Genomic DNA, 14,105 nt, shown 5'->3' with positions numbered 1-14,105 from the left:
TCGCTTTTCTTTCAGACCAAACCGCATAATTCAGACTGAATTATGCGGTTTTTTCTCTTTTACCCTTCGTAGAAAGCTAAAACCAGATTACCCTCGCGGATAATTATCGGGTTACCAGGAAGCGCGTCAATCAGTTCGTGTTTCGAACCCTCCACCACCACCGCTACATTTTTGTATTGATGGCTTTCCAGTAATGCAGGTAATTGGCCTAAACCGTAAAAACGGTTTGCAGCATCAGGATACTGTAGCCCATAGCCTAATTCCCCTGTTTGATGCAACATCGTAATATCACTGCGTTTTAATACCCAAGCCAGCGCTGTACCTAAGCCAACATTGTTAGTTAATAATACCGATTTGTTTTCCAATTGATTGTAATACTTAGCAATCAACTTTTGGGGGGTATTATTGCTTGCCACATAATTTGGGATCACATGGCCCACACTTAAGCTAATGGCAACCGTGCATACTGCGGCTAAATACCAGAGCCGCTGCTTCATTGAAATAGCCGCCACCACTAGCCAAAAAATAAATGCCCCTGCCGCCAGCCATAATTTATGACTTTCATCTGCTTGGTAAATATTAATTTTAGGGATATACGGTGAAGCAATGATTACCCCCGCAGCAAGGCCGCCAACGACCATATTGATCACCGCATTTGCACGGATGGCGAGTGTTTTTTTCTCCGTTAAGATTTTTTCAATATACGCTGCCATTAAAATCGCAACGGGTGCAATACATGGCAAAATATAGGTAAGTAGCTTGCCTTTCGTGATACTAAAAAAGACAAACGGCGCAAGGAACCATAATAAGAAATAAAAATGCATCCCTTTTTGCTGCCATGCTTGGCGTAAAGCGCCAAATAAGTAGCCTAACCACGGCAAAACTGCCGCCATCATGATAGGAATATAAAACCAAAATGGGGATTTGTTTTGGGCGTTATCGGCCATAAACCGTTGAATATGTTCAACCCAGAAGAAATAACGCCAAAAGTCAGGCTCACGGCTGGCGATCACAAATGCCCATGGCAGACAAACTACAAACGCCGTGAAAATCGACACAAATGAAAAAACAAAGACTTCTTTGAACTTTTTAAAGTAAAACCCGGCAATCGAGCACACTAACACAGGTAAAACTAAAACTAAGAACCCCTTCGTTAATACCCCTAAACCGCAGGCCACCCCCAGCAAAATATACGCTAAGAGTTGATGAGAAAATCGCTTAGTGGTCAGCCCCCATTGAAAAAAGAAAATGACCATGGTGATAAATGCGGTCACGATAGGGTCAAGGATGTTATAAGTGCCAATGGTAAACACCATCAACATGGAGAGATAAATAAACGTGGCATTAAACGCAATACGTGGGTTCTTCCACGCCATTTTAGCGCTAAGATAAACAAATAACCCACTGATTAATGTACTAAATACAACACCAAGACGAACAGAAACGTTATTCTCGCCAAATAACATTTGGAAAACAGCGCCAACCCAGTACCCAAAAATCGGTTTTTCGAAATAGCGAACATCCAGCAGTTCTGGCACGCTCCAATTATAACTGATGATTAATTCACGGCTAATTTCAGCATAACGGAGTTCATCGGGTTGCCACAACAGCCGCCCGTTTAACGGTAAAAAATAGGTTACAACAATAAATACAAATAGCAGGCACCACTTAAGGCAGGCAATTTTATTATTTGCCATAATCATCTCATCTCAACCATTCTTGTTATTAATATTTAATATTTTTAAGTTGTTAGCGTGCAAGCAACGCTCATCCTTCTTTATTAGGCTATTATCATTGCGACAATTAAACCCCACATAAACAAATCAATAATTACACGGCTTTCGCATTGCTGTTTATAAACAATCAATAAATGAATACCCTATTTTATTCATCATCAAAAAAGAGATAAGAATCACGAGTTAAGACTCGTTATATAAAAAATAGTTCACTCCATAACGGTACGCTATGAATATTAAAAATTAATTAATTCTTAATATTTAAAATTAAAATAAAATCATTTTTATTTACACCCAAAAACAAAAACCAGCCATGGTATTACCCATCACTGGCTTTTATTGGTAGTAGCTAACGATTATTTTGCAGCGATTAGTGCTTGCTCAAGGTCTGCGAGGATATCATCGATATGTTCAATCCCTATCGATAAACGGATCATATCCCGTGAAACCCCTGCTTGAGCGAGTTCTACATCATTCAATTGGCGGTGAGTCGTGGATGCAGGGTGGCAAGCCAGTGACTTCGCATCACCAATATTCACCAGTCGAACAATCAGCTGCAACGCATCAATAAAACGCGCTCCCGCTTCTTGACCACCTTTAATACCGAACGACATAATACTGGCAGGTTTACCGTTCATGTATTTTTGCGCTAACGCGTGTTCTGGGTTGCTTGGTAGCCCTGCATATTTAACCCATTCCACTTGTGGGTGCTTTTCAAGGAAATTTGCCACTTTTAGCGCATTTTCTGTGTGTCTATCCATTCTTAGCGCCAAGGTTTCTAAGCCTTGTAAAATTAAGAATGCATTAAATGGGGACAGTGCCGCCCCTGTTCCACGTAAAGGCGCAACACGGCAACGGGCGATGAAAGCGGCTGCACCAAAGTGTTCTGTGTAGCTCACACCATGATAGGCCACATCTGGCTCAATCAATAATGAGAAACGGTTTGGGTATTTCGTCCATGGGAACTTCCCTGAGTCAATGACCATACCGCCCAGTGATGTACCGTGACCACCGATATACTTGGTTAATGAGTGAACAACAATATCCGCACCATGTTCAAAAGGACGGCATAAATACGGTGTTGCAACGGTATTGTCCACAATCAGCGGTACACCATGGCGATGGGCGACTTCCGCCAGCGCAGCAATATCAACGATAAACCCAGCGGGGTTCGAAATAGACTCACAAAAAACCGCACGGGTTTTTTCATCAATCAACGCTTCCAATGCAGCTAAATCATCATGTTCTGCAAAACGGGTTTCGATACCTAAGCGGGGTAAAGCATGAGCCAATAAGTTATAGGTTCCACCATACAATTTTGCGACGGAAACAATGTTATCCCCAGCTTGGGCAATGGTTTGAATCGCGTAAGTAATCGCCGCCATTCCAGAGGCAACCGCTAGACCTGCGACACCACCTTCCAGTGCAGCAACACGTTTTTCCAACACATCGTTGGTCGGGTTCATAATTCGCGTGTAAATATTACCTGCGACTTTTAAATCGAATAGATCCGCACCATGCTGCGTATCATCAAATGCATAAGAGGTAGTTTGGTAAATCGGAACGGCGACAGACTTCGTTGTCGGGTCAGGAGAGTAGCCAGCGTGAATCGATAATGTTTCTAATTTCATTTGTTATCCTTGTTATGATGCACTGGAAAAACACTGCCAGATTAGGTATCTAATAAGAGGTTTGATGCTGTGTTAACTCTAGATATTACCTAAGACTCTTCGCTAGACAACTATCTTAACTTGAAATTATTTCATATGAGTTAGTTCATTTAGTTATAAATGAGCGTGATTTTCACTCTCTTTAGCTTAACCATCTGGTTATATTAATGTCGATACTTATAACCTATTGCCTATTGATATAAAAAAGCCACCGCTCATTAGGCAGTGGCTTTATCTAAATATCATTCTTTCTATTATTTACTGAAATGCGCCGTAAATAACGGAAGTAATTGACGCTAATCCGCAGATAAACGTAAAGATTTGCGCCAGTTTTGAGGTGCTAAATTTCTTCATTGCAGGAATAATATTCATCGACACCACAGGCAGAATGAATAGAATAGCAGCAATCATTGGTGCCCCCATCGTTTCAATCATACCTAGAATGCTTGGATTGCGAATGGTGACAATCCATGTGGTGATCACGATAAACAGCATTGACGCCATTTCAATTTTCTTCAGTGAGAAAGAAGAACGTGATTTGATTAAACCCACTAAGCCTTCATGCGCCCCTAAGAAGTGACCAAAATAGCTTGATACGATGGCAGCAAAAGCAACGATTGGGCCTAAATAGGATAGAATCGGAGATGGGTTAATATTTGCAATGTGTGATAACACACTAATATTTTGCTCCTTCGCGACCGTCAATTCTGCTGGGCTCAACGATAACACCACCGAGAAAACAAAGAACATCACGAAACCTGTGAGCATCAGTGCCGCGCCGCCCGTGATCATATCCGTTTTAATAATCGCTTTATCACCAAACTGCTGGCGTTGGTCTTTGGTAAATTGACTAATGATTGGGCTATGGTTAAATGAGAATACAATCAATGGGATAGCCATCCACACCACCACGGGCATTGAGCTCCAATCTGGTGCAACTTCGAGCATTGACATATTCCATTCAGGAACCAAATACAAAGACAGCGCTAATAAAATAAACACCAGTGGATAGACCATAAGGGAGGTTAGCTTTAGCATTAAATCACGGCCAAAAACTACGCCCGCCGTCATCGCCGCAATCAGTACCCCAGAGAGCAACCAGCGAGGAAGTGGGTCCATGCCAATCTGATTAACTAAGAATGAATCAACGGTATTTGTTATTCCAACGCCATAAATCAACACGATGGGGTAAATCGCAAAGAAATAAGCAAAGGTAATAATGTTCGCGCCTGTTTTACCGAAATGTTCTTCAACTGTATCAGTAATATCCGCATTTGGGTTTTTAGACGATAAAACAAACCGTGCAAGCCCTTTATGTGCCAACCAAATCATCGGCGTTGCAATTAATGCCAAAACAACTAACGGCCAAAAACCGCCAGCACCTGCTTTGATAGGGAGAAATAAAACCCCTGCGCCAACTGCTGTGCCAAATAAAGAAAGTACCCAAGTAAAATCTTTATACGTCCATTTACTTACTGGTTTATCTGTTGCAGTAGCAACTTTTTCAATTGTGCTCATTATGTAATTTTCATCATTAACGTTATTGTAAAAAGATGAGCCGATTTTGCATTAAATGCGTATCAGTACCTAATTTAATCGATTTATTTCGTTCAACTTTTTGGCACAGATCTCGTTAATAACGTTAAATAAGAAAATGTATTGTCATTATTCTGCTAAAAAATATTTTTCCATGTTATTGAAATAATATTTTTTCTATATAAAGCATTTAATTTTATGTGTGATAAAAAAATGGCTGGGTCATTAACCCAGCCATTGATAAAAGCAATTAATAATTTACAGGTAAATAGGGACTAAAATCTCAGTGGCAATAACCACCACAACGAGGCCCACTAATACTGGCACAGACGTTCTTTTCACCACTTCAAACGGTGAAATTTTCGCCATACCTGAAACCGCAACCACAACCCCGGAAACTGGGGATAAAGTACGACCCAAGTTAGATGCTTGTAGCATAGGAATAACCAAGTAAGCTGGGTTAACACCCATTTGTTTTGCTAAGTGCGGGATCAATTCCACAAAAGCATAGAATGGTGCATTACCTGAACCCGTTGTCATCGCGGCTAACATAGTGATGATCACTAAAGCAATCATCATCACAATAGCGCCTGAACCAAAGGATTGAGCAAGGTTAATCAGCCCTGAAATAAAGCCGATAGTGCTTAAACCTTGTGCAAATACCCCAGCTGCCACTAATAACATCACCACGGTCGCAAATGCATCTGCCATGCCTTTATAGCAAACTTCTAAACCGCCATAGACGTGTTTGGCACTGAAACTACGCAAAAACTCAATGATTGCCGCTAAAATAATACAGCCAACAATAATTGTGACAATGTGCAGTTCAGGCGCCCATTTACCATCAAACACTAACACGCCAATGATTGGAGTGAAGGGTAAGATGGCATAAAAAGAAGGCGCATGGGTTTTGATTTCATTCACATCTAGCATTTCTGTTTTAACGTGCTCTTTTCTGTCCAGATAACGTTGCCAGAAGAAATGCGCAATCGACATCGCCACAATCGCCGCGATGGAAATCGGTAATGTGGTTTTAAAAGCAAAATCAATTAATGGCATTTCCGCAGCTTGTGCCGCCAAAATCACGTCACCCGATGTGGGTGCCAAGATAATCGCCGCAGGTGAAGCACAAATTGCAGCGGCGGCACCACGGCTGATCCCAACATTTACCATCACGGGGAACAAGGTTGCCATTAACAGCACCCCTAATCCGGTTGCTGATGAAACCGCTAGTGACATTAAACATGCCACAATATAAGCCGCTACCATTAATAAGTAAGGGGAGTTGATCATTTTCAATGGTTTAGAAGCAATTTTCACCACCACATCATTGGCACCAATGTGAGTCATATACGACGCAAACCCACATAACACCATGATCATCATACCAAGGTCACCGCCTCGGCTCATGAGGAGGAATTTAATGTATTCCAAAATGTCTGTTACACGCCACCCCGTCGTTGGAACAGAACCTGGTAGAATACTTTTCCCCATAATCGCGGTAATGATCAGCAGTAAAATACCCCCAGTCATTAACACGCCCGTTGCCGAATACCCTTTTATGATATAACGCCCAACTCCAATGGCGACAATAACGCCGATTAAGAGCTCAATCATTTGTTTCTCCTGCCTGTCTTATTTTGTAATTATAAAAAAATTACTCTGCCTAATAGTTAAGCAAAATTCACTGACAATGATCATGTCAGAAGATGTTTTTTAATATAGAAATGCGTAAAAACACAAGAGAAATAAATAATAAATATTTTGATTAACTGGGTTCGCAGTTAAATTTGTCGATTATTCTTTAAGCAATGGAAGATAAGGCTTTTATTCATAAGGAAATGATTAGCACAACACGCCAACTTAATGGCATTTCAGTTTATAAAGATTGATTAAAGCAGTAGATTTACCCATTAAAGAGTTCGTAAATCATATCACCAAAAAAACCGCGATATTGCAGATAACGAATTTGCTTACTTTTCTCTTTAAAGTCGTTTGGTATGTCATCACCAAACTTTTTGCTGCGCACATCGGCGGCTTTTTCAAACCAATCCACCTCGATATTGGCAAAATGTTGATCGACAAGTGTTTGTGGGAAACCCTTTTGGCGCATTTCTTGTTTGATGCGTAACGGCCCGTAACCTTTGCGTATATAGCCTTGCAGCAATAAGGCAACCACGCGGTTATCATCCAGGAAATGTTGTTCACTTAACCTTTCCAATACCCTTTCAATTAAGGTTTCGTCGATGATACCGTCATTTTTTTCATACATACGCCGTTTCATTCGAGCAAATAACTCCGCTTTTCCATAATCACGGCGTGAAAGCATAAATAGAGCGTATTGGTAGAGGTCAGATTCATTCATGAAATTAAGCTTTTAACGGTAAAATGGGCGCATTGCGCGCCCAGTCTACCATGGCAAACGCAACTAATGAACTTGTGCGCCACTGAGCAATTTGTAAATGGTGTCAGGCGTGTAGCTGCCGTCTTGGAAATAGATTGTCCAATCAGTAATATCATCACGGGTTAACGGATAAACCTCCCCTTCTTGCATCGTTTGCACATAGAACGGATGGTTGATTAAGCGCCCTTCAAATTGGTTACCATTCCATGAAACAGGCTCGAACCACATATGTTCATGACCATCAAAGTCCTCTTCTGCATCGTGGTAACCAATGCCACATTTCACCAAGAAGCGCCATTCTGACTCTTGCTCTTCATCATTTTTACCGAGGAATTTAGCAAAGAAGCCTTTTTTCTGCGCCACGGGTTTCGGCCCATAGTTATCCAGCATATGAGTGAAGTATTCCCAACGCAGCTTCGCTTTACGGGACATATCCGCGGTTTCTTCATCGGTGCGCATAAACATCATCGCATTTTGCTCTTCAAACCCCTCAAAGAAGCTTTCCAGTGTTGGGTTTTCTTGCGTTACGCGAAATAACATGGCGGAAGGGTGCTGGTGAGATTCATCTCTATCATGCCAATCCCCCATAAAGCGCTCTGAAGTTTCATCACCAAATTCGAAATTCATCTCTTCCAGCGGTTTTAAATCGTCTATTGGCGTTGATTTGCCCACGTGCAACAAACCTTCTTCAAAAGGTAATGCCACCAAGTATTCATAACCTGATTGTGTTTGCCCAATAAAAATCGGTTCATTGAAGACAATTTTACCGTGGGTGATGCTGTTATTCACGAAACTCCAGAACAGTTCGGGAATACCATAATAAGACGAAATTGGGTGCGGGATAATGATTTCGGCTTCAGATAACCCACAACGAGCTAAGCCGTGTGTGTGGAACCAATACATGGTCGGTGCACGTTCATCTTCAGGTTTATCTTCATTGTCGTCTTGGTCGTAAATCGCATGAACAACATATAAAGAATCAATGCTTGGCATTAAATCATCAATTAATTGGAAGTTTAGCCACTCACGGGTAAACACTTTCCCTGCCGCTGAAATATCTAGCCCCAATAATAAATCGGGTACTAAAATCTGGATGATTTTTAATTGTTGCAGGTAATTGACCAGCGGTTGGTCTTGGAAGACACACTCAACAATCACTGCTTGCGGTGCAGCACTGGCTTCGGCATACAGTTCAGGGGAAATTGGGTCAGTCGCAAAATAAGGGTTAATCGCATAATCTGGGTCGCTGTCCACTAACGCCACATAAAAACGCAGCGCTTCTTCCCCTTTTTTACAGCTAAAAAAGAAGCCATCTTCATCAGGAATATAATCAATTTCACCTTCAGTGAAATAGGTTTGTTCTTCTAAGCGCTGTTCAAGTAATGCAGAGGTCAATTCAGATGCGGGAATAGCAACCATCATGGAAGCTTCTTTTTCACCTTCACCCGCAGCTGTATCAAGGTAGTATTGTTTATTGTTCATTATTCAGACCTGTTAAGAAGTGACTGAGGCGAGGATATCAGCTTATATTCATTAAGAATATTGTGAATATTCTTAACCAATTCAGATTGTGATTTGATCCCCCACATTTCATCTAAGTAGATAAATTATCATTATTCGACAATGATTTATTCTACTTTTCATACGCTATTGGCTGAGGCACAATAGTGCTCTTTCTCTTATTTACCTTAAAATAACGGGTAAATAATTCCATTCCAATATAGGTAATGAAAATATGGCTGACTTAACACAAGCGCAAAAAGAATACGTTGATGACCTCGCGATGCAGCGTGTTTTCAATATGAATAATGACGACGTCTTTGTGAATGCATTGGAACAAAAAATTCACCAGATGGAAGATCATCTAAAAGCATACTTCCATGAGCGTGTTCGTTTTCACCAACAAAATAAGCCATAAGCCCATTTTTTGTTCAAGCCGATATGGTTCTATATCGGCCTTGTTTCTTATATCAGAATAACGCTCTTAAACATTCCTTCAACAGGTTCTACATTAACTAAATCCTAATAGATAAAAAGCATTAAGCGCCACCCACATAACCTGTATTAATGATAAAATTCCGACTATCATTGCAAGATTATCAATGAACCACTTTGTACACTTCGTTATTCCCTAAATATTGAGTTAACTTTATGAGACGCATTCAACTCAGCACTGCGCTGATCCTTTCATCCGTTATAAGCATTCCCGCCAGTTTTGCCGACAGCGATCGCCCTTTATTTTCGGTCACAATGAGTGAGTCTGGTGTACCCCAAAGTAATGACCAAGGGGGTATTACTCGTTCTTCTTCCTCAGAGTCACGAGTACTGCCTATTTGGGGGGATGAAGCCCGCGCCAGAGGTTATGACTTGCCTGAACCTTTTGGGGTGAGCTATGGGTATATGAATATGCGTCAGGATATTGTAGTGGATAGAATTGGTTTTATTACCCCTGAAAACCCTGGTTTTTCAAATGCATTACATATTGAAGCAGGCCACACTCGTCAAAAAAGTGAAACTCACACATTAAAGCTTGATTCATGGGTATTTCCCTTTCTAAATGTCTACGGTTTATATGGCCACACGAAAGGTAAATCGCATACCACACTAAAAGGTGGAAATATCGACTTTGGTGGTGGTTTTGTTATCCCATTAGATCCTATCCTCAAAGGCGAACCCTTTGATTTAGATTTTAAAGGGAAAACTTACGGTGCTGGCTTTACATTAGCCGGTGGCTATAACGACTTTTTCACCACGTTAGATTTAAACTATACAAAAACCGATCTTGATATTATTGATGGTGATATAAAAGCACTAATTATTTCTCCACGCGTTGGTTATACCTTTACTTTCAATCCACTCATTGAAGGACAAGGGGATACCAAAGTTCAAATATGGACAGGTGCGATGTACCAAGACATCACCCAGCGTTTTAAAGGTGATATTAGTAAGCTTAGCTTACCAGCTAAATTCCAAGGTATTATTGACTCCATGGATGAGCCAGGCATGAAATTTGATGTTAAACAACATCTTGCCCATAAATGGAATAATACAGTTGGGGCACGCGTCGAATTTACACGTAACTTTAACGTGCTCACTGAATTTGGTTTTAATAATCGCAATACTTTCTTTGTTTCTGGGGAATTCCGTTTTTAATGAAGCAATTAGCTCTCATACAGGGGCTGGCACTCGCCAGCCTTTTTATTCTCTTCCCTGCGAAAGCCGATATTCTCCCCGACCGTCCGCAAATTGATGGTTGGCTCAATGAGCTTGGGGGCGAAAACCACTTTGATGAAAGTAAAACGATTGATTGGGGCGTTTTGCCTGGCCCGTTTTATACCCCAGAAATGGGCATTGGTATTGGCACCGCGCTGGTTGGGCTCTACCGAATAGACAAAGACGATAAAGCAACGCAGCCATCTTCTATTGGGCTCAGTGGCTTTGCCTCTTCCACTGGCGCTTTTGGTTTAAATTTCACCAATTATAATTTTCTCGATAACGACCAATGGCGGTTATTTGTCTCTGGTACAATAAATAATGTGCCCACCTATTATTGGGGAAAAGGCTATGCAGCGGGGAAAAATGACCATAATAAAGAAAAATACCATTCCCAAGAATTTCAAATCACCCCAAGAGCACTCTATAAGCTAACGGATGCCACCTATGTAGGCCTTGGCTGGAACTTTTCATCGATCAATGCCAGTGACCCCGATGACGGAGCAAAAACCTATTTTGCGAAATCCGTAGGGGGGCGGTCAGTGTTAAATTCAGGGATCAGCGCTTACTATAGCTTTGATACCCGTGATTTTTTACCCAACGCGCATCAAGGCCAGACTTTTGAGGTGGTTTATACCTATTTCACCCCTGATCTGGGTAGCGATACTCGTTTTCAAACCACACAGTTACAATATGCGTACTATCATGAATTAACACCAAGCACCGTTGTTGCCCTTGATAACTATGCCCGTTTTGCCACAGGCAATGTGCCGTGGAATCAGCTTTCACTACTCGGTAATGGCAACCGCATGCGGGGTTATTACGAAGGGCGTTATCGCGATAACAATATATTTACTAGCCAAATAGAAGTACGACAAAAGCTGGATTGGCGCCATGGTGTAGTTGGTTGGTTAGGCACGGGAACGATGAGTGATGCATCATCAGATTTAGGTAAAGGTCACTGGTTGCCAACTGTTGGTGTAGGCTATCGATTTGAATTTAAACCGAGAATGAATGTACGTTTGGACTTTGGTATGGGCCGTAATAGCTCTGGGGTCTACTTTCAGGTGGGAGAAGCATTTTAATGGGCAAGTGGTTGACTGCACTAAGCTTTACACTCTTTTTGGCCGCTTGCCAAAGCCGCGAGCCACTTGAGCTCCCCGCAGTAAAACCTGTGCTAACCACACATTCATTCGAAGAAGCCCCTAAAGCTTGGCCTGTTATTACCGCATTGTCCCCACCACAAGGCTTACGTGCCTGCTGTGCTTTTGGCTATAACTTACAAGCCGAGCTGTGGGGCATGCCCGTTCCATTTTATACTATCGATAATATTGTCGAAGCCGATAAGCTTGGCGATCACCATTATAATGATAGCTTTTTGGGCGCTACCGCAGCGTTAATGGGACTCAGCAATGAGAAAATCGGCTTACTCTATACTGAACAAGGCGGGTTTATTGATATCTCCCATGTTAGGGATACCGCCGATTATACATTCTACTTGTTCAGTCAAATTTATCCGCGCTTAGGTGAAGCATGGTCACTCACCCTCAGTGATGAGCTTGCGAGTCGACAGATCCATTTTAGTGCATTTACGCCGCCAAAATCCCCTGAGCAGCGCTATACCCTCAGTGCCTATCTTGCTGCAAAGCTCGCTTTTCAACTGGCCGCTTGGCATGAAATCGCGCAATGGTATGGTTATCAGTCTGTCCCAGGGTTTTCTGAGGGTATTTCTGCATTTTCGCCAGAAGACCTTTACTCGAACCTCCTCGGTGCACGCCTTGCGATGACGCTAGTGATACAAGGGCGCGCAGCCTCCTTACCCGTTTATTCACAATCAATGGCGGATATTTTACCCCCCGCCCTTGAGCAATTAGGCAAAGCGGATAGAAAAACCACCCAGAAAATGTTTGATAGTGTCGATGGCTTATGGTGGAACAGTTATCGGCGTGTCCCTGAAAAATTTCTTGTTTTAACAAGGGACTATGAGACTGCTGATAGCCGACTTCCGCTGCTTCCCATGCAAATGGTGCCCTTTGAAAAATTAATGCTAACCTTGCCAAACCAATACCATCAGTATGATTTATCCTTATTAGCACAGCTTCGCTTGCTACCCACAAAGCATATGGAAAAATTGCCCGTTCCTATTCAATATTGGACTCAGAGTGATTTTTCTAGGTTAGCCGAAGAGGCAAAAAAGCAGGATTTACAGCAACAAATATTGCAACATTAGGCCTGCTTTTTCTGTGATTTTAACACACCAAATTCCCTTCATTCCCCTTATTATTTGATGAGCAAAAAAGGCATTTTTTTTCGTTATCGAACGTAATTTTTATTGCACTTAGGTCTCGGTCATCACATCTAAGAAAAGGACGAGTTTCTCATTTTGACCAAAAAACAGGCTGTTGATCGCTTATTTTTTACACAAAATACCCTTATAGTAACCACGTGATCTGTTTGCTTTTTAACCTAATTTAACTTAAGTTAACTCATAAGATAGGAAAATAGTGAAATCTTTTTTATACATCAACATGCGTGAATATACCGAAAATGACGAATAGGTGATTTTAAATCATCACATTCACAAAAATATAAAAAACACAACAAAATAATACAGTAATTTTACTAATGTCAGCGGGATATATGTAGCTCGTGAAAAATTATTCTGCTACTATTCGCTCGAATTTTGTTCAGAGAAACTTAGGAGAAGCAAATGCCCTCTCGAACGATGAGGACAAAAGCCGTCTTCGCTTTCTTATTTTTATTGTTATTTTCGAGCTTGAGTATCGGCTCCACCAGTACCAGCAAAATGCTCAGTAAAGACTACTCAAGTAGCACTGTGCAAAATGTCAGTCAGGCGAAAACCTCACTGCCTGACTTGCGAAAATACCCCTCTGGTACGCCACGAAAGAAAGCATTTTTGAAAACGGTTGTCCCTGTAATTGAAAAAGTGAACAAGCAAATTTTGGAAGAACGTAACTGGTTGTTATCCGTTCGTGCAAACAAGAAGTGGAGCGCTCAAGAATTGCGCCGTCTTAGCCAAATTTGTGATAGCTATGGTGTGAAATGTAGTAACCCAAAACGTGTTAATTGGGACAAACTACTTAGTCGTGTTGACATCATGCCGACGCACTTAGTTGCAACACAAGCAGCAACAGAGTCTGGTTGGGGTACATCACAACTTGCTCAACAAAATGGTAATTTATTTGGTATGCGCTGCGGTAGCGGTTGTAAGACCAATAAAGGTAAGATTAAAGGTTACTCAACTTACTCAACAGTAGAAGAAACAGTAACCGCCTACATGAAGAATATGAATACTCACAATGCTTATGAGTCTCTGCGTAATTCGCGCGCTAAGCAACGTTTATCAAAAGATGAGTTAGATACAAACAAACTTATCAGTGATATGAAAGGGTACTCAGAGTTAGGTTCAACCTATAACCGTTATCTACAAGAGATGTACGCGAGTAACGAAGAATTGATTACACAAGCTCAAAAAAGAGCATCCACTCGCATCTAAATTTTTGTATCACCAGGTACAAGACATAA

Annotated in this window: 11 protein-coding genes; 5 read left to right on the top strand and 6 right to left on the bottom strand. The window is 41.4% G+C overall.

From position 1 onward, the window contains the following. Positions 1 to 59 precede the first annotated feature (59 nt). The 6 genes from arnT to ABWP91_RS14985 all read right to left on the bottom strand — a co-directional run bounded on the left by arnT (position 60) and on the right by ABWP91_RS14985 (position 8,828). On the bottom strand, positions 60 to 1,703 hold the full coding sequence (gene arnT, locus ABWP91_RS15010; RefSeq protein WP_353243923.1) for a lipid IV(A) 4-amino-4-deoxy-L-arabinosyltransferase: 1,644 nt from the start codon (positions 1,701 to 1,703) through the stop codon (positions 60 to 62). 389 nt (positions 1,704 to 2,092) lie between these two features. Then, positions 2,093 to 3,367, bottom strand: coding sequence for a bifunctional O-acetylhomoserine aminocarboxypropyltransferase/cysteine synthase (locus tag ABWP91_RS15005; RefSeq protein ID WP_353243922.1), 1,275 nt, complete (start codon positions 3,365 to 3,367; stop codon positions 2,093 to 2,095). 297 nt (positions 3,368 to 3,664) lie between these two features. After that, positions 3,665 to 4,924, bottom strand: a complete 1,260-nt coding sequence (locus ABWP91_RS15000) for an aromatic amino acid transport family protein (RefSeq protein WP_353243921.1) — start codon at positions 4,922 to 4,924, stop codon at positions 3,665 to 3,667. 276 nt (positions 4,925 to 5,200) lie between these two features. Then, a complete protein-coding gene (dcuC, locus tag ABWP91_RS14995) occupies positions 5,201 to 6,559 on the bottom strand; it encodes an anaerobic C4-dicarboxylate transporter DcuC (protein ID WP_353243920.1) in 1,359 nt (452 codons plus the stop codon). Between the two features lie 289 nt (positions 6,560 to 6,848). Then, positions 6,849 to 7,307, bottom strand: a complete 459-nt coding sequence (locus ABWP91_RS14990; protein WP_353243919.1) for a regulatory protein RecX — start codon at positions 7,305 to 7,307, stop codon at positions 6,849 to 6,851. Positions 7,308 to 7,370: 63 nt separating this feature from the next. Beyond that, positions 7,371 to 8,828, bottom strand: coding sequence for a DUF4026 domain-containing protein (locus ABWP91_RS14985; RefSeq protein ID WP_353243918.1), 1,458 nt, complete (start codon positions 8,826 to 8,828; stop codon positions 7,371 to 7,373). A 253-nt stretch (positions 8,829 to 9,081) separates the two neighbouring features. Between ABWP91_RS14985 and ABWP91_RS14980 the strand changes: the two genes are divergently transcribed. From ABWP91_RS14980 to ABWP91_RS14960, 5 genes are all read left to right on the top strand, one after another. Continuing rightward, positions 9,082 to 9,264 (top strand): hypothetical protein, encoded by a 183-nt coding sequence (locus tag ABWP91_RS14980; RefSeq protein WP_353243917.1) that lies wholly within the window; start codon positions 9,082 to 9,084, stop codon positions 9,262 to 9,264. Between the two features lie 233 nt (positions 9,265 to 9,497). Beyond that, the gene (locus ABWP91_RS14975) at positions 9,498 to 10,499 is read left to right on the top strand and encodes a hypothetical protein (RefSeq protein ID WP_353243916.1); all 1,002 of its coding nucleotides are present in this window, start codon (positions 9,498 to 9,500) and stop codon (positions 10,497 to 10,499) included. Then, a complete protein-coding gene (locus ABWP91_RS14970; RefSeq protein ID WP_353243915.1) occupies positions 10,499 to 11,644 on the top strand; it encodes a BamA/TamA family outer membrane protein in 1,146 nt (381 codons plus the stop codon). The genes ABWP91_RS14975 and ABWP91_RS14970 overlap by 1 nt, the downstream gene beginning before the upstream one ends. After that, positions 11,644 to 12,789, top strand: a complete 1,146-nt coding sequence (locus ABWP91_RS14965) for a DUF4056 domain-containing protein (RefSeq protein WP_353243914.1) — start codon at positions 11,644 to 11,646, stop codon at positions 12,787 to 12,789. Before ABWP91_RS14970 ends, ABWP91_RS14965 begins: the two co-directional genes overlap by 1 nt. A 480-nt stretch (positions 12,790 to 13,269) precedes the next feature. After that, a complete protein-coding gene (locus ABWP91_RS14960; protein WP_353243913.1) occupies positions 13,270 to 14,076 on the top strand; it encodes a protein bax in 807 nt (268 codons plus the stop codon). Positions 14,077 to 14,105: the final 29 nt, after the last annotated feature.

It is taken from the genome of Providencia sp., from assembly GCF_040396775.1.
Classification (GTDB): Bacteria; Pseudomonadota; Gammaproteobacteria; order Enterobacterales; family Enterobacteriaceae; genus Providencia.
The sequence above is the reverse complement of the archived record's forward strand: the minus strand, read 5'-3'. Positions and strand labels throughout refer to the sequence as shown.